Here is a 15603-nt window from a genome sequence, read left to right as displayed (position 1 = left end):
GGCCCCGCCGGGGCGTACTTAAGAGATCTCGGTCCGCAGCGGCGGGAAACCGTTGAAACCCACGGAGGAGTACGTCGCGGTGTACGCACCCGTCCCGAGGATGCGCACCACGTCGCCGGCCTTCAGCGAGAGCGGCAGCTCGTAGTGGGCGTGCTGGTACATGATGTCGACGCTGTCGCAGGTCGGCCCGGCCAGGATGACCGGGCCCATCGGGCCGTCGTCGCGGGTGGTGGCCAGGGCGTACTGGATGGCCTCGTCCTCGGTCTCGGCCAGCCCGCCGAACCGCCCCACGTCGAGGTAGACCCAGCGCGACTCGTCCTGATAGGACTTGCGGGCCACGAGGACGACCTCGGCGTGCAGCACTCCGGCCGGCGCCGCGATGTACCGCCCCGGCTCGATCATCAACGTGGGCCGCTCCGGACCGAAATGCCGGGACATGGCGGCCTCGATCGCCGCCGAGTAGGCGGTGATCGGCAGCGCCGAGACCCGATAGTCGACCGGGAAACCGCCGCCCGCGTTGAGGATGCGCGGCTTATGTCCACTTTGTTCGAGCGCGCGGAAGATGTCGGCGGCCAGCGCGACGCTCGGCTCCCACCGGCCGGGGTCCAGCTGCTGCGACCCGACGTGGAAGGCCAGCCCGGCCGGGTCGAGCCCTCGCACCGCCGCCGATTTCATGAGATCGAGCGCCATATCGGGCGTACATCCGAATTTGCGGCTCAACGGCCAGCGCGCACCCTGCGACGACGCCAGCAGCCGGCAGATCACCCCGGAGCCGGGCGCGTGCGCGACGAGCTTGTCCAGCTCCCCCGCGCTGTCGAAGGCGAAGAGCCGGACCCCGCGGGCGTACGCATAGGCGATGTCGACCGGCTTCTTGATCGGGTGCCCGTAGCTGAGCGCCGACGGCGGCGCCCCGGCCGCGAGGCACAGGTCGATCTCCGTACGGCTGGCCACGTCGAACCGGCAACCGGCCTCGACCAGCGCGCGCAGCAGGGCCGGCTCCGGGTTGGCCTTCACGGCGTAGTGGATCTGCGCGCCGGCGAAGGCGGCGGCGATCCGCCGGTACTGCTCGGCGGCCACGTCCACGTCGATCACCAGGCAGGGGGTCCGACCGAAGGCGCCGGACGCCGTCACTTCTTCATCCGCGGTCAGCGTCATGACACAGAGTATTGCCGTGAATGCATAGAGTTGTCGATCCGAGGGAGATGAATAGACAGGTTTACAGTGGTCGCCGTGTCCGAACACCTGCTCTCCCTCCCGGAGCAGCACGCGTACCGCCTGCTCGTCCGGATGTCCGGGGCGACCGCCGCCGACCTCGCCGAGCAGGACGGCCTCTCCGCGGCCGAGGCCGCCGGCGTGCTGGAGTCCCTCCATCGCAAGGGCCTGGCCACCGGCGGCCCGGCCTTCCACGCCCTGCCGGCCGACGTCGCCCTGGGCGACGCGCTCCTGCGTGAGCAGCAGGCCCTCGAGTCGGCTCGGCAGTTGGTGTCCTCGCTCAGCGAGGAGTACCGCAGCAACACCCGCCGGCGCAGCGCCGAACACCTCGTCGAGATCGTCGTGGGCGCCCAGCCGCTGCGGGACCGGCTGCGCGAGATGCAGGACTCGGCCGAGAAGGAGATCCTCTGGTTCTGCCGGGCCAACCCGATAGCGATGCAGGGACCGGAGAACACCGAAGAGAACTCGGCGCTGGAGCGCGGCGTCCGATATCGGGCGATCTACGAGCGGGAGCTGCTCGAGAAGCCGGGCGAACTGGAGAGCATCGTCGAGGCGATCGGCCTGGGCGAACAGTCACGCACCCTGCCCACCCTGCCCGTGCGCCTGGCCATCGCCGACCACCGCCTGGCCATCTGTCCCCTGGTGCCGGACGCCGCGCGGGGCGTCGGGCCGCCCACGGCGGCGCTGATCCGCCCCAGCGAGCTGCTCGACGCCCTGGTCGCGCTCTTCGAGAGCTACTGGGACCGGGCCACCCCGCTGGCGCCGGACGGTGGCGCCGAGGAACCGGACCGGCTGTTGCTCTCGCTCTTCGTGTCCGGCATGCCGGACAAGTCGATCGCGACCCAGCTCGGGGTGAGCCGCAGGACCGTCCAGCGGCGGTTGGACCGCCTCATGGACATCGCCGGCGTGGACACCCGCCCCGGGCTGGCGTTCCAGGCCGCCCGGCGCGGCTGGTTGTGACGCAGGTGGTACACCGTCACGCCGACCGGCCCGGCGTCCTCGCCGAAGGGCCTCATCGGGCGTAGGCCCTGATCACGGTCTGCCGCACGGTGTTGCCGGCCCGGTCGCTCGCGGTGACCCGCAGCGAGACGATGCCGCGGCTCTCGGTCGCGCGCCACGTCCTGCCCTCGTCCATCGAATACTCGACCTTGATCTGCCGGGCACCCGGCACGGTGATCCTGGCCGGTGCGTGGGCGACACCATGGAGATCCACCGGGACCTCGTAGTTCGGCTGGAGCAGCGGCAGCTTCCCGTCCTTCGCGGACTCGAAGGTCCACGCGGTCGAGGTCGACGTGCCGTACGACCACTCTTCGCCGCCGCGCTTCGTCGTGACCGACAACGTGAAGGAGCCGGCCGGCACCGCCACGTCCCGCCAGGCGTTCGGATATTCGCCGACGACCACGCCGTCGCGGGAGAGCGTGGCCGCCTGCCCGGCCTGGTCGACCTGGTAGTGCCCGTCCGCGTCGACGAAGTCGGCGATCCGCAGCTTCAGAGTGTTGCCGTCGCGGGTGCCCTCGCCGGCCGGCCGCAGCACCGGCGCGGCCCAGGTCTCCGTCGCTTTTCCGGCGCGCCGGTACGCGACCGGGTCGTCCTGGAAGCCGCCGTCGAGCGAGGCGCCGATCGAGTTGAACGGATATTCGTTGTGGACCTGGTGCTGCCACAGGGTGTCGCCGGTGCTGACCCACTCCTCCCGGACGAACGGGGTCTTCACCGCCCGCTGGGCGTCGTTCCAGGAGTACTCCTGCGCCGGGCGCCAGCCGAACCGCTGCTCCCGCACGTAGTCGAAGCCGCCGTTGTCCTGGTAGCGCGAGGTGATCCGCTGCGAGTTGGCGGCGCTCACCCGGTGGACGATCTGCGACGGCACCCGGTCCTTGGTGACCTGGAAGACGTCGTACAGATAGGGGCTGTCGGGGGTGAGCGTCAGCGCGATCGAGGCGCCCCGCTTACGCGCCTGGGCGAGCAGCCGCTGCCCGTCGTCGTGGGGGACGACCGCGTTGATGATCGGCATCCGCTCGCCGTCCGGCTGCCAGGAGCCCCAGGCCGACATCGTGCCGGGATAGACGACCAGGGCGACCGCCGCCCCCGCCTCGGCCGCTTGCAGCGCCGCGTCGTAGTAGTTGTCCGTCTCCAGCACCACGGCCTTGCCCTTGACGTTGCCGGTCAGCCCGGCCACCAGGTCGAACCGCCTGGTGCCGGTGTAGACCGGCGAGGACGCGGTCAGGTTGATGTCGACACCGGGGATCGACGACCGGACGAGCGGCGCCACCAGCTGCCAGCGCGACGAGAACTCGTAGCTGCCCTTGCGGAGCTTCGCGGTCGGCGTGACGTTCACCGCCTGCACCGAGCTGAAGTTCATGAAGCCGTTGATGATCCCGCGGCCCGACCCGGTCACCCGGTGCACGTAGTAGCTGAACACCGTCTGCTGCTCGGCCGGCCTGGGTGTCTCGATCTTGACAGGCTTGGCCGTACGGGCGTCGAGCGTGACGGTCAGATCGCGGTCCACCCGCAGCTCGGGGTTGGTGATCAGCGTGTCCTGCTCGTCGAGCGGATAGCCGTCGGTGATCGTGGCGTCGAGCAGGTAGTCGCCCTCGGCCACCTCGTACGTCCGGGTCTGCCCCTCGAAGATCGCGTCGAGCACGTCGAAGCGCGGATCGTCGCCGAACATCAGCATCGCGGGGGCCGCGGCCGGTTTGCCGTCACGGCCGACCGCCTTGACGGTCACGGTGTGGTGCGGCCGGTCGAGCGTGCCGGCGAGCGCGGTCGTGACGAGCACGCCGCCCGGCCCGGTCGCGGTCAGCCAGCCGCTGATCTGGCCGGGGGTCTTGAGGTCGTACGTCAGGACGACGTCGGCCCGGCCGCCGGCCGGAACGGTGACCGTGGACGCGGACGGGGTGACCGCGGCTAGAGTGTCGGTCAGCGTCAGCGTGACCGGGGCGGTGCCGCCGTTGGTGTAGGTGACGGTCCGCGTGACCGGCTTCTCGCCCAGCTGGTGGAGGCCGAAGTCGGCCACGCCCGTTCCCGCGACCTTCTGGGTCGTGGCGCGGGCGAGGTCGACCCGGCCGGCGCCCTGCGAGAACACCGGGGTGTCCGGTGTGGTCTTCGCGGTGCTGACCAGCTCGTCCTTGATCTGCTCGCCGGTCCAGTCGGGATGCTGCTGCGCGACGATCGCGGCCGCCCCGGCCACGTGCGGCGTGGCCATCGAGGTGCCGGAGGCCGCGGTGTAGAGCTCGTCGACCGGCTCGCCCATCGACGTGCCGGCGGCCCGGGCGGCGACGATGTCCACGCCGGGCGCGGTGATCTCGGGCTTGAGACCCTCGTCGCCGACCCGCGGGCCACGGCTGGAGAAGTCGGCGATCCGGTCGTCACGGTCGACGGCGCCGACGGTCAGAGCGCCGGCGGCCGCGCCGGGCGTGCCGACCTTGTAGGAGGCGCCCTCGTTGCCGGCGGCCACCACGAACAAGGCGCCGGTCGACTCGCTGAGCTCGTTCACGGCGGCGCTCATCGGGTCGCTGCCGTCGGTCGCCTCGCCGCCGAGGCTCATGTTGATCACGCGGGCGCCGCTGCCGGCGGCCCACTCCATGCCGGCGATGATCCCCGACTCGTATCCGGAGCCGCTGTCGTCGAGCACCTTGCCGATCAGCAGCCGGGCCCCCGGGGCGACGCCCTTGCGGGTGCCGTTCGACCCGGCGCCGGTGCCGGCGACCGTGGCCGCCACGTGCGTGCCGTGCCCGAAGTGGTCGCCGGTGTCGGCGCTGCCGCTGAAGTCCCGCGCCTCGTCGATCTTGCCGGCCAGGTCGGGGTGGCTCGCGTCGGCGCCGGTGTCGAGCACGGCCACCGTGACGCCCTGGCCGTCGAGCCCGGCCGCCCAGGCTTGCGGGGCGCCGATCTGCGCGGTGCTCCGGTCGAGCACCGGCTTCACCTTGCCGTCGAGCCAGATGTGCGTGGCGGCGGTGGCGGTCCGTGCGCCGGTGCCGGCGGCGACCTGCGTACGCCAGAAGTCCGAGAGCCCTTGCTTGTCGGCTATGACGGCCACCGCGCCGAGGCTGGGCAGCGAGGTGCCGGTCATTCGGGCCGTGGCCGCGCCACCCTGCACGATCAACGGCAGCGTGCCGCGCGCGGCGTCGCCGTAGCCCTGCTCGATCAGGTGCTGCACGTCGAACAGCTCGGCGTCGAGCCGGCCCTCGCGCAGCAGCGGCAGCGCGTCGGAGGGCAGGACGCGGACGCCCGCATCCGTCTCGACGGTGGCGAACCGGACGCGTTCCCGCCCGGACCCCGGCCGTACCGTCGCCGCGATCCGGCCGTCACCGGCGGGGGCCAGTTCGACGACATCGCCCGTGACGAGCGTGATCGCTTGCGCGGCCGCAGGGGGAACGGTCGCGCGGGCGGAGGGTACGGCCGGGGTGGCGGCAGCGGCGGAACCTGGCGGCAACCAGGTCGCGCCGCCGGCTCCCACCAGGACCCCGACGAGGGCACCGGCGAGGCGCTTCGATGCTGGCAAGGTCGGACTCCTTAGCGTGCGAGTTGACACGCATTCTGGAGTTCACCGGTTGCTTGCCGGGAGATCTATCTCCTGCCGTAGTGGCGACATGGCGCGATGTGGACAACCGTTGCCTCACTGCACGGAGAGGGCCACCCTCCGCGCCTCGGCGAGATCGGTGAAGCCCTCGAGCCGATAGGTGGTCCCGTTGGTGTCCCAGATCAGGGTGGGGGTGGCCAGGCGGGCGGTGGCGGTGCGCTCGACGCCGGAACGGTCGTAGTAGGTCAGGGTGTGCGGCCCGGGAAGCCAGACGGCGAGGGCGCCGCCGACGTCGGTCCACTCGGCCTGGCCGGCCTGCTTGAGGAAGGCGGCGGCGGACCCGTCGAACTGATCGAGGCGGACGGTTCCGCCGCGGTAGAAGAGCGAGACGACCCGGCGTTGGTCGTAGACCTCGATCCGCTCCGGATCACCGAGCGCGGCCGGGAACTTGGCGATCTTCCGGGCCTCCCCCAGCGAGATGCCACCGGCGCTGGGCAGCGGGCTGGGGGTGGGTGCGGGCGGCGGTGGGGCGGCTTCACGGCGCACCTCGATACCGGCGACCCGCAGCACCTCGGCCACCGCGCCGACCACGGCCGCGCGGGCCGGAGCCACGACGATCACCGCCGCCACCAGGGCGGCCAGAATCGCCGTTCCCCAAGCACGCCACCGATTTCCCCGCTTCGCCGTCACCCACGCGCGCCATCCCCACCGGCCATGTGCCGGATCTGTCAGGCGGGCGCGGACAGCGGCGCGCTGGTCGGCCGGCTCGGGCGTCGCGAGCCACGTCGGCAGATCGCGGAGCTCGGCGATCAGGTCGGCCCCGCCCGGCACGCCGGCTCCCGCGGTCATGTCGTTCCGCTGGTCGTCGTCGCGGTCAGGCATCGCCCACCTCCATGCCCTCGCGCAGCCGGGCCAGGGCCCGGTTGGTCCGCGACTTGACCGTCCCCTTCGGCACGCCGAGGGCGGCGGCGGTCTCCAGCTCGGAGAGGTCCAGCAGGAAGCGGCAGACGAGCACCTCGCGGTCGCGGTCGCCCAGCTTCCTGAGGTGCTCGACCAGCCGGCGGCGGCGCTCGTGGGCGATGGCCGACTCGGCCGGATCGGGGGCGTCGGCCACCGGCCCCTCGGAGACGGCGGCCCGCAGGGCGAGACCGTCGCGGCGCCGGCGGGAGCGGTGCAGGTTGCGGGTCTCGTTGGCGACGATGGCCAGCAGCCAGGGCCGGAAGCCGGACTCGCCGCGATAGCGCGACAACTGCCGGTAAGCCTTCACGAACGCCTCCTGCACCACATCGTCGGCGTCGTCCCCGGCGCCGAGCAGCACGGCGGCCCGATGCGCGGGCACGGTGTAGCGGGCGACCAGAAGCTCGTACGCCCCCAGGTCGCCACCACGCGCCCGCGTCACGGCCGCCGCGTCGTCCAGCTCGGTGGTCTCGCTCAGCTCGGCTACCTCCGCCTCGTCCGCACCGACACTGCACTGACACCGCCCACCGCGAAAGGGTTCCCGGGAACCTCACCGCCCCGGCCGGTGTCTGTCGGGTATGACCACGCGCCGCAGCTTTCTCGCCCTCTCCGGTGGCGTGCTCGCCGCCTCCGGACTCGCCGCCTGCCGCGAACCCCAGGCCGTGGCGGCCCCTGTCGCCGTACCGGATCTGCTGCTGGCCGACACCGCGCGGGGACCGGTCCGGCTGAGCGGCACCGAATCACGGGCTCTCGGTCCGGCCACCGCCGTGAGCCGGGACGGCGCCATCGCGTACGTCGCCGACGGAACCACTCTGACCAGCACCAATACCGCCACCGGGGCGCCCATCCAGAAGATCGGGATCGGGGGTGGATGGGTGCCCCGGGTGGTGGCCGAGAGCGGCAACGCCTGCGTTCTGACGCAGGCTCCACACGCCGAGCCGCCGGCCGCACGGACCACCAGCCCACTGCTCGTGGTCGGCGACGGGCGCCGGCAGAAGTTCAACCTGACCGGTGTGGTCGAACCGGACGCTTTCACCACCGATGGAACCGGGCTTTTCGTCCTTGAATGGCTGCCCGCCTCGGCGCCCGACCACTACCGCGTGCGCCTGCTCGACCTGGCCACCGGGCGGCTCGATCCGCTGCTCACCCGCAACAAGGTGCCGGTGCCGCCCGGCGCCGAGGAGGAGATGCGCGGCAGCGGGCGCGCGGCCGTGCTGTCGCCGGACCGGCAGGTGCTCTACACGCTCTACACCCATCAGCCCGACCACCAGCACACCCGCAACCTGCTCAACGGGACGCGCAACGACGTGCACGCCTTCGTCCACGTGCTCCATCTGAACGAGCGCTGGGCCTTCTGCCTGGACCTGCCCGACCCGTTCGGCCACGGCGCCGCCGAGGGGCACGCGCTGGCCGCCGACGGCCGGTACGTCACGGTCTTCGACGCGTCCAGCGGGTCGCTCGCGGTGGCGTCGGCGCCCTTGCTGACGATCGAGAAGGTCCTCCGGGTGCCGGCGGGTTCGGCGGGCGGTCACCTCGCGCTGGGTGCGGGGCGCGCTTACACCGCTTGCGGTACGGAGGTGCACGCGGTCGCCCTGAGTACGGGTGAGGCGGTCGCTCGCTGGTCGCTGTCCGATCCGGTCCGCGGGCTGCGATCGAGCCGGGACGGCAGGCGTTTGTACGCCGGCGGGCGTGACCGGGTGGCGTGGCTGGACGTGTCGTCGGGGCGGGTGCTCGGCCGGGCGCCCGTCGACGGGCTGGCCGGGTTGCTGCACGTGGGATGACACTTTCCGGCGTACAACCGGAACTTGCGGGGTTGATTGTTTCGATCTTTTGATCTTCCGGAGGGCAAGCCGCTGGCCGAGGCGTTCGAAAGTTACGAAGAATTGCCGGAAGTTAACGGTTGACTCACCAGCGTCGCGGCTCCCAAGATGGGATCCAACGACGATCGTCGATTCCCCGAACGACGAGAGGTGACTCCCCGTGCCCCGATGGATCCGTCCCCGGTCCCTGCTCCTCGCCGGCGTCCTGCTGGCCGCCGGCGCCGTCGCCCTGACGCCACCGTCCGGCGCCTCGGCCGACGCCTCCTGCGCCAACGGCTACGTCGGCCTGACGTACGACGACGGGCCGAACCCGAGCACCACCAACCAGCTGCTGTCGGCGCTGCGGTCGGCCGGCCTGCGGGCGACCATGTTCAACACCGGACAGAACGCCGCCGCCAACCCGGGCCTCGTGGGTGCCCAGGTCGCGGCCGGCATGTGGGTCGCCAACCACAGCTACACCCATCCGCACATGCTCACGCTGAGCCAGGCCCAGATGTCCTCGGAGCTGTCGCGCACGCAGACCGCCATCCGCAACGGCGGCGGCGGAACCCCGACGATCTTCCGGCCGCCGTACGGCGAGACCAACTCGACCCTCCAGTCAGCAGCCTCGGCCCTGGGCCTGCGCACGGTGACCTGGGACGTCGACTCGCAGGACTGGAACGGCGCCAGCACGGCGCAGATCGTGCAGGCGGCGGGCCGGCTCACCAACGGCCAGCTGATCCTGATGCACGACAACTACCAGACCACGATCCAGGCCGTCCCCCAGATCGCCGCCGGCCTGGCCCAGCGCGGCCTGTGCGCCGGCACGATCTCACCGTCGACCGGCCGCGCGGTGGCCCCGTCCGACGGCCCGACGACCCCGCCCACCACCACACCGCCGCCCACCGGCGGCACCTGCACGGCGTCCTACGCCGAGGGCCAGAAGTGGTCGGACCGCTTCAACGGCCAGGTGACCGTGAGCGGCTCGCCGAGCTGGATCGTCACCGCGACCTTCCGCTCCCCGCAGCGCGTCATCGCCACCTGGAACACCGCGGTGAGCTGGGACTCGACCGGCCTGGTGATGACCGCCCGCCCCAACGGCAGCGGCAACGTCTTCGGCTTCACCGTCCAGCACAACGGCAACTGGACCTGGCCGTCCCTGTCCTGCCGCACCTCCTGACCCGCGCCGGCGCGGCGCTGTTCGGCAGCGTCGCGCCGGTGCGCCGATCCGCGACTCACCGCCCGGCGTGCGGGACGCCGTGTTCACCTGCACGAGCTTCGAGGAGTGCGGAGTGGCGTGCGCACTTCTCCGTGACCAAATCGGTACATTAGGGACATGGCAACGATCTCTCTACGCGGCGCTCTGCTGCGATCGTTGCCTGCCCTGCTCCTGCTGCTGACGCTGGGCCTCGTGGCCCCCGCAGCGGCCGCCGGGCCGATCGCCGCCGGGGTCACCCACAGCACCAGCTCCCCCGCCGCGCCGGCCGCAGGGTCCACTGCCGACACTCCGGAGTCCCCGGACACGGCGCCCGCTCGTACGCCCGGCGCTCCAGCCGCCGACCGCACGCGCGTCCTCTCCGCTCAGCACACCGTCGGGGCCACCGGATCCCGCGGTCCGCCGTCCGCTCGCGCCTGACCATCCTCTGACGTAGCGCCGCGGCCCATGCCGCCGCGCCGAGGTGGTCGCTGCCCTTCGCGGACATTTCCTTTGAGCGGACAGGACTCCCACACCCATGAACGTCGTTGCCGAAACGCTGCTGACCACCCCCGCCCCCGCCGCCATCTGGGCGACGCTGATGCTGCTCACCCTCCCGGCCGTGCTGGTGCTGGCCAGCCCGCAGGGCGTGCGCCACCCCCGGCAGGCCCTGCGGGACATCGTCGCCCTGCTCCGCGAGCGCGGCGACCGCCGCCGGCGGCTCCCGCTGGAGGCGCTGGCCGCCACCCAGTACGCGGACGAGGTGCGGGTCGCCGCCGACCGGGCCGGGCTGGCCGCCGCCCGCTGGCAGGAGCGCTGGGAGCAGACGGCCGACGACGTCACCACCGCCTGGCAGTCCTGGCTGGACGCCGACGCCCGCCTGCGGGCCCGCCGCTCGGCCGCCGCCTTCGGCACGCCGTGGAGCGCGCAGACCCCCACCGAGTACGCGGCCCGCGAACGGTTCCTGCACCGCGCCGTCCGCGAGGCCGCGACCCAGGGCTGGCTCCCGACGGCGGCGGTGGCCGACGCCCTGGCCGGCCGGGCCGGCTGGGACCCCCGCCTGCACCCGCTGGAGCAGGAGCTGGTCGTCCACCGCGCCGCCGAGGGCCACCTGCGCGACCGCTACGAGCGCGCCGTCCGGGCCGAGCAGGCCGCCCGCCACGACGCCTGGCTGGCCCGCACGACCAGCGACAGCCTGCGCCAGGAGTCCTGGTCGGCCACCGACCGCGCCGCCCGCCTGCACCACCTGCTCCCGGCGGCCACGAGCGGACCGGCTCCGCACGCCATGGCCGCTCGCCCGGGCCTGCTCTGACCGGTCAGCAGCGGGCCCGGTCGAGGCTTCGAGGGTCGGCCGGGGCCTGGAACTGGGTGTAGAGACCGCTTCGGGCCACGCGCCGCCACGGGCGGGCGTAGTTCTCGGCGCTCAGGTCCAGATCGGCCGTGACGATGGCCGCCGATGGGGCCGGCGGGCAGCGGGTGAGCCAGTCGCCGGTGGGGGTCACGATGCCGGAGGGCGCGTTCGGAGCGTCCTGCGCCGTGCCCGCGTAGCTGACCCAGTAGCTGTTCGCGGCGGCCAGCGCCTGTGACTGCAACGCGAACGGGCCGTTGTTCGTGGGGACGCCCGGGCCGTGGGTGGAGAACAGCACGCAGTCGACGTCCAGCCGTTCGTACTCGCCGAAGATCTCCGGATAGACGGCCTCCATGCCCAGCGCACAGCCGAACCGGGCGCCGTCGACGGTGAAGGTGATCGGCTCCGATCCGGGCGTGTACATGTGGCTGACCTTGGTGTTGGACAGCATGCGCTCGTCGTAGCGGGTGGCGATGGTGCCGTCGTCGGCGATGACGTACAGGCTCAGGTGCGGGCGGCGGGGCGGGGTCAGCGGGTGCACCGAGCCGAGCACGGTCCACAGCCGCAGTTCGCCGGCGAGGGCCGCGATCTCCCGGAGCTGGGAGGCGAGCGTCGCCCAGTCGGCGCGCTCCCAGTCGGCCGGCCCGACCTCAGGGCCGGTGGTGGACAAGATCCTCTTGTCGGGGCAGGTCAGTGCGCCCTCCGGCAGGTGCAGCAGCCGGGCGCCGGCCGCGTGGGCCTGGCGCATGAGGTCGCGGATCTGGTCGCCGCTCTCGCGCAGCGCCGCGGTGTCGCCCGGGTCGGTTCCCACCCGGAGCTGGGCCACCGACAGTCGTACGGACGTGGAACGCATCGAATCTCCTCGCGGAGTCGTGCGGAAGTGCCGCAGAGCGGCGGTGTAGGACTCACCGGTCTTGGCCGCGCGGGCTCGCACCCGGCGCTTGAGATTCCTGTTCGCCGTCATCTGGACCTCCGCTGTCCCGCACGCCGACCCCCGCGCGATCGATGCGTCCGAGACGAACGAGTCAGGACAGCGACCCGAGACGATGAGTCCCTTTGCCTCCGTCGGGGACCGCGCGCGGGACGGTCGCTGGAGGTTGGGCGTGGGCTACGCCGATCCGGACGGTAGCACAGATATCTGTCGGGTTACGTCGCACAAAGTCGCCGCGTCCACGGCCCCGGATGGCGCTGCACTGCTGGGCATGACTATCGCGATCGGCGCCATCGGCGCGCTCCTGTTCGCCGTCCCGCCACCCGGTCACCTGGAGCTGCGCTACCTCGGCGATCTGGCGAGCCCCACCCAGGTCGCCGACAGCAGCGGCAACGGCCTGCACGGGGCCGTCCTGACCGGTGGCGGGGGCACGCTGACGTCGGAGACCGAAGGCGGCAACCGCTTCCTGCGCTTCCCGGGCGGGCACTGCACGACCGCGCCCTGCCCGCAGGCGATCGTCCGGCCGTCGAGCACCGTCACCCTCGCGCCCGGCGACGGCCGGTTCGTCTACGGGGCCGACATCCGGCTCACCGAGCCGCCGTCCCCCGGCGCCGGCATGAACGTGTTCCAGTTCGGCGCGGCCGGGGCCGGCATCAGCCAGTGGAAGCTTCAGGTCGACTACGGGCGGCCGTCGTGCCGATGGTCGGACGGCACCGAGTTCGTCCTGCTTCCGGCCGGCGTCGACCTCACCGTGGGCCGCTGGTTCCGGGTGACCTGCATCCGCCTGTCGCCGGTGCTCTTCCAGATCAGGGTGCACGACGCCGTGACGGGCAAGCAGGTGACGCCACCCCGGCAGCAGACCGCTCCCCTGGCCGACATCCTGCCCAGCGGCAATGTGGTGATCGGCGGGAAGCGGATCAGCGCGACACAGACCGACGTCGACACCGACCAGTTCCACGGCGATCTGGACGACATCGAGTTCGGCCGTCGCGAGCCGTAGATTCGGTGTCATGACGACGCTGTGGACGCTCGGCTGCGACGCGACGGATCCGCACCGGCTGGCCGCCTTCTGGGCGCTGGCTCTCGGATATGTGCCCGAGCCGGGTTACGACGAGCCGGACGGGGCCTCGATCGTGGATCCGGAGGGGCACCGGCCCGCGATGAGCTTCCTGCGGGTGCCGGAGCCCAAGACGGCCAAGAACCGGATGCACGTCGACGTCCGGGTCGGTTCACCGGCCATCCGGGCCAAGGTGGCCGAGCTCGAGGCGGCCGGGGCGACGGCCGTGCGCGACCATCGGTACGGGCCGGAGCTGAGTCACGTGGTCATGCTCGATCCGGAGGGCAACGAGTTCTGCGTGGCCTGAGCGGGCGCCCGCGGCGCGACGCTCTGCGCCAGGTCCCACTCGTAGCGGCGCCCGGCCGGGGCGCCGTCACGCCAGACGATCCGCCACGGGCCGCCCGGGTGATCGCGGGTGGGCGCGCTGCCGGCGCCGAAGCCGTGCCGCTCGTCGACGCTGGGCGCCTTTTCGCTGGGCGGGAAGACGAAACGGACGACGAGTTCGGTGAGCACGGAGTGGTTTCCCGCCCCCGCCGGCAGGCGGTCGTTCCAGATCAGGTGGTCGTAGCCGCGCCGGCGCAACGGAGCCCACAGGCCGGCCGGCCGATAGGTGATGGTCCAGCTGAACGGCTCGGTCAGGCCCGGGTCGAAGACCAGCCAGACGCGGGGCTTGCCGCTGCGGGCCAGCGGCAGCACGGTGATGGTGCCGGTGATCCGCTCCAGCGAGCAGGTCAGGCCGATGTCGTCGAGGCCGATGATCCGGTCGTCGCCGTCGGGGACGATCGGGCGGACGGCCCGCTGCGTGACCCGGGGCCGCGGCACGGTGCGCCGGCTCTCGACGATCGTGTCGCCGGCGTCGTCGGCGCCCACGGTGACGGTCAGTTCGAGGCTCTCGGCGTAGATCGGGCCTTCCTGGTCGATGATCCGGTCGATGGCCTCGACGTAGCGGCGGTGGGCGACCTGCACGGCCGCGAGCTCCTGGCGCAGCTGGCCGCCCCGCTTGACGTAGTAGAGCAGCGAGAAACGCACGATGAGGTAGAGCAGCGAGGCGATCCCGGCGCCGGTCAGGATCGTCCGGCCGACTCCGCTGGACCAGTCGGCGAGCTGGGCGACGCCCGCGCCGAGGCCGATCACCAGCGCCACGAAGCCGACGAGCCCTTGGAGCAGCTTCTGCGTTGCTGACATGGCGGATGTGCTCCCCCGTGACCCCTCTTCCGCGCGGAAGGGGGTCTACCCATGATGCCTAAACAGGCATCCCGGCACATCACTCGCAGCGGTGATTGTCGAGCGGGCCCTCTGGCGGGCCAAGATATTCACGTGGCACCGCTTGTGATCTCAATGGCGCCCGTCGCATCCTTGCCGAGGGTCTGAATTGACAGGGGTCACAGCGATGAGACGTTTATCGAACAGGCGTTCCCATAATGGGCCGGGCGGCGAAGGAGGCAGCATTTTCCGCGCCATTTTCGCCGCGCCGAGCACGCTTTCGGAGACGTTGACGCCAACCTGGTTGCTGGCCATCTCCCTGTCGTTGTCAGCGCTGCTGGTGGCCGTGCTGACAGCGGCGGTGACCGCCTAGTTCCCGCCCTCGCCGCCGGGCATCTCTCGACGCATCATGACCATCCCGCCCTTCTGAAGGAAACGGGAAAACGATACCCGAGCCGCCACCGAAAGCGGCCCGGGCCCGAAAAGAATGCCGACTAAGGCTTGGTCAGCAGACAACCGGCTTTGTTCAGGTCGATCGTGCGGGCCGATGTGAGGCAGGTCGTGAACCAGTACGTCTCCTGGCCGTAGCTCTGCCCCTGCACCGCCGTGGTGGTGCCGTCGGCGTTCACCTCGCACGGGTTGTTCAGCGTGCACATCTCGCCGTCGTCGTTGCCGGTGTTGTTGATGCCGACGACCTGGCCGCTGGAGGCGCTCACGATCGGCGAGCCCGACGTGCCGTGGATCGTGTCGCACGCGGCGTCGTACCGGATCGAGTCCTTCCAGGTCCACTCACCCTCGCGGAGCTGGCCCACGAAGCCGTCGACCTTGCAGTTCCAGATCCGCTTCCAGTAGCTGGACGGGATCGCGATGCTCGCGCCGACCGCGGGCTTGGCGCTCGCGATGGTCAGCGCGGTGGCGCCGTATCGGGACTGGAGCGTGGCGTAGGTGCTGGTGAGGCGGTAGAGCGTGACGTCGGTGCCGGTCATCGTGGCGTACAGGACCCGGTCGGCCCGGACCGTGCCGAGCGATCCGCCGGAGCTGTTGAGCAGCGTGCCGGAGCGGCTGCTGGTGCGGTTGACCAGCACCTGGCCGGCACTGAGGAAACCGCCCTCGTAGCAGTGGCCGTTGGTGAGCATCATCGCCCGGTCGCTGCTCACTGAGCTGGGATAGCGGACCAGCGAGGCGGAGCAGTTGCTCAGGGCGATGGTGTTGGCGAGCGTGGTCGCGGCGACCGCCTGGGCGGGCGAGGCGGGCCCGGCCAGGACTCCGGTCGCGGCGGCGACCGCGGCGGCGGCGAGAGCGAGGGCACGGCGTACGCGCATGGGTGTTCCTTTCTGCTTTTGGCAGTCAGACCCTCGCACCGCAAATCAATACATGTCAATCTA

General features: G+C 71.8%; 15 protein-coding genes. 8 read left to right on the top strand and 7 right to left on the bottom strand.

Annotation, left to right across the window (positions count from 1 at the left end):
* Window positions 1-18 precede the first annotated feature (18 nt).
* The gene (locus tag ACQP2X_RS05875) at window positions 19-1155 is read right to left on the bottom strand and encodes a type III PLP-dependent enzyme (protein WP_498694886.1); all 1137 of its coding nucleotides are present in this window, start codon (window positions 1153-1155) and stop codon (window positions 19-21) included.
* Between the two features lie 75 nt (window positions 1156-1230).
* Between ACQP2X_RS05875 and ACQP2X_RS05870 the strand changes: the two genes are divergently transcribed.
* On the top strand, window positions 1231-2172 hold the full coding sequence (locus ACQP2X_RS05870) for a helix-turn-helix domain-containing protein (protein WP_498694885.1): 942 nt from the start codon (window positions 1231-1233) through the stop codon (window positions 2170-2172).
* 52 nt (window positions 2173-2224) lie between these two features.
* Here the strand turns inward: ACQP2X_RS05870 and ACQP2X_RS05865 are convergent, their stop codons facing one another.
* The 3 genes from ACQP2X_RS05865 to ACQP2X_RS05855 form a co-directional block, all read right to left on the bottom strand.
* Window positions 2225-5710, bottom strand: coding sequence for a S8 family peptidase (locus ACQP2X_RS05865; RefSeq protein WP_498694883.1), 3486 nt, complete (start codon window positions 5708-5710; stop codon window positions 2225-2227).
* A gap of 114 nt (window positions 5711-5824) precedes the next feature.
* The gene (locus ACQP2X_RS05860; RefSeq protein ID WP_498694881.1) at window positions 5825-6610 is read right to left on the bottom strand and encodes a hypothetical protein; all 786 of its coding nucleotides are present in this window, start codon (window positions 6608-6610) and stop codon (window positions 5825-5827) included.
* Window positions 6603-7127 (bottom strand): RNA polymerase sigma factor, encoded by a 525-nt coding sequence (locus ACQP2X_RS05855; RefSeq protein ID WP_498694880.1) that lies wholly within the window; start codon window positions 7125-7127, stop codon window positions 6603-6605. The genes ACQP2X_RS05860 and ACQP2X_RS05855 overlap by 8 nt, the downstream gene beginning before the upstream one ends.
* A 136-nt stretch (window positions 7128-7263) precedes the next feature.
* Between ACQP2X_RS05855 and ACQP2X_RS05850 the strand changes: the two genes are divergently transcribed.
* The 4 genes from ACQP2X_RS05850 to ACQP2X_RS05835 all read left to right on the top strand — a co-directional run bounded on the left by ACQP2X_RS05850 (window position 7264) and on the right by ACQP2X_RS05835 (window position 10991).
* A complete protein-coding gene (locus ACQP2X_RS05850) occupies window positions 7264-8466 on the top strand; it encodes a YncE family protein (protein ID WP_498694879.1) in 1203 nt (400 codons plus the stop codon).
* Between the two features lie 199 nt (window positions 8467-8665).
* Entirely contained in the window at window positions 8666-9664 is a 999-nt protein-coding gene (locus ACQP2X_RS05845; protein WP_498694878.1) for a polysaccharide deacetylase family protein, read from the top strand.
* A gap of 156 nt (window positions 9665-9820) precedes the next feature.
* Complete coding sequence (locus ACQP2X_RS05840) at window positions 9821-10120, top strand: hypothetical protein (RefSeq protein WP_498657400.1); 300 nt, start codon at window positions 9821-9823, stop codon at window positions 10118-10120.
* 97 nt (window positions 10121-10217) lie between these two features.
* Window positions 10218-10991 carry a hypothetical protein gene (locus ACQP2X_RS05835; protein ID WP_498694877.1) on the top strand — a complete coding sequence of 258 codons (774 nt, stop codon included), beginning with the start codon at window positions 10218-10220 and terminating at the stop codon, window positions 10989-10991.
* Between the two features lie 4 nt (window positions 10992-10995).
* On the opposite strand, the gene ACQP2X_RS05830 is transcribed toward ACQP2X_RS05835, so the two are convergent.
* Window positions 10996-11991 carry a carbon-nitrogen hydrolase family protein gene (locus tag ACQP2X_RS05830; RefSeq protein ID WP_498694875.1) on the bottom strand — a complete coding sequence of 332 codons (996 nt, stop codon included), beginning with the start codon at window positions 11989-11991 and terminating at the stop codon, window positions 10996-10998.
* A gap of 238 nt (window positions 11992-12229) precedes the next feature.
* Here ACQP2X_RS05830 and ACQP2X_RS05825 point away from each other — a divergent pair, with 238 nt between their 5' ends.
* Together ACQP2X_RS05825 and ACQP2X_RS05820 are read left to right on the top strand one after the other, a co-directional pair.
* Complete coding sequence (locus tag ACQP2X_RS05825; protein ID WP_498694874.1) at window positions 12230-12958, top strand: hypothetical protein; 729 nt, start codon at window positions 12230-12232, stop codon at window positions 12956-12958.
* A gap of 10 nt (window positions 12959-12968) precedes the next feature.
* Complete coding sequence (locus ACQP2X_RS05820; protein WP_498694872.1) at window positions 12969-13322, top strand: VOC family protein; 354 nt, start codon at window positions 12969-12971, stop codon at window positions 13320-13322.
* Here ACQP2X_RS05820 and ACQP2X_RS05815 read toward each other — a convergent pair.
* Window positions 13274-14200: a hypothetical protein gene (locus ACQP2X_RS05815; RefSeq protein ID WP_498694871.1), complete on the bottom strand. Its 927-nt coding sequence runs from the start codon at window positions 14198-14200 to the stop codon at window positions 13274-13276. The genes ACQP2X_RS05820 and ACQP2X_RS05815 overlap by 49 nt on opposite strands.
* A 205-nt stretch (window positions 14201-14405) precedes the next feature.
* Here ACQP2X_RS05815 and ACQP2X_RS05810 point away from each other — a divergent pair, with 205 nt between their 5' ends.
* On the top strand, window positions 14406-14591 hold the full coding sequence (locus tag ACQP2X_RS05810; protein WP_498694869.1) for a hypothetical protein: 186 nt from the start codon (window positions 14406-14408) through the stop codon (window positions 14589-14591).
* 121 nt (window positions 14592-14712) lie between these two features.
* On the opposite strand, the gene ACQP2X_RS05805 is transcribed toward ACQP2X_RS05810, so the two are convergent.
* A complete protein-coding gene (locus tag ACQP2X_RS05805) occupies window positions 14713-15540 on the bottom strand; it encodes a S1 family peptidase (protein WP_498694867.1) in 828 nt (275 codons plus the stop codon).
* Window positions 15541-15603 lie beyond the last annotated feature (63 nt).

This window comes from Actinoplanes sp. CA-131856, from assembly GCF_050956135.1.
GTDB lineage: Bacteria > Actinomycetota > Actinomycetes > Mycobacteriales > Micromonosporaceae > Actinoplanes.
Note: the sequence above shows the minus strand (reverse complement) of the source record. Positions and strands in the feature narration are given on the sequence as shown.

Coding starts and splice junctions, on each gene's coding strand:
- ACQP2X_RS05830 (WP_498694875.1), bottom strand. CDS start 11,991: ATGACGGCGAACAGGAATCTCAAGCGCCGGGTGCGAGCCCGCGCGGCC.
- ACQP2X_RS05840 (WP_498657400.1), top strand. CDS start 9,821: ATGGCAACGATCTCTCTACGCGGCGCTCTGCTGCGATCGTTGCCTGCC.
- ACQP2X_RS05825 (WP_498694874.1), top strand. CDS start 12,230: ATGACTATCGCGATCGGCGCCATCGGCGCGCTCCTGTTCGCCGTCCCG.
- ACQP2X_RS05835 (WP_498694877.1), top strand. CDS start 10,218: ATGAACGTCGTTGCCGAAACGCTGCTGACCACCCCCGCCCCCGCCGCC.
- ACQP2X_RS05875 (WP_498694886.1), bottom strand. CDS start 1,155: ATGACGCTGACCGCGGATGAAGAAGTGACGGCGTCCGGCGCCTTCGGT.
- ACQP2X_RS05850 (WP_498694879.1), top strand. CDS start 7,264: ATGACCACGCGCCGCAGCTTTCTCGCCCTCTCCGGTGGCGTGCTCGCC.
- ACQP2X_RS05810 (WP_498694869.1), top strand. CDS start 14,406: ATGAGACGTTTATCGAACAGGCGTTCCCATAATGGGCCGGGCGGCGAA.
- ACQP2X_RS05815 (WP_498694871.1), bottom strand. CDS start 14,200: ATGTCAGCAACGCAGAAGCTGCTCCAAGGGCTCGTCGGCTTCGTGGCG.
- ACQP2X_RS05820 (WP_498694872.1), top strand. CDS start 12,969: ATGACGACGCTGTGGACGCTCGGCTGCGACGCGACGGATCCGCACCGG.
- ACQP2X_RS05860 (WP_498694881.1), bottom strand. CDS start 6,610: ATGCCTGACCGCGACGACGACCAGCGGAACGACATGACCGCGGGAGCC.
- ACQP2X_RS05805 (WP_498694867.1), bottom strand. CDS start 15,540: ATGCGCGTACGCCGTGCCCTCGCTCTCGCCGCCGCCGCGGTCGCCGCC.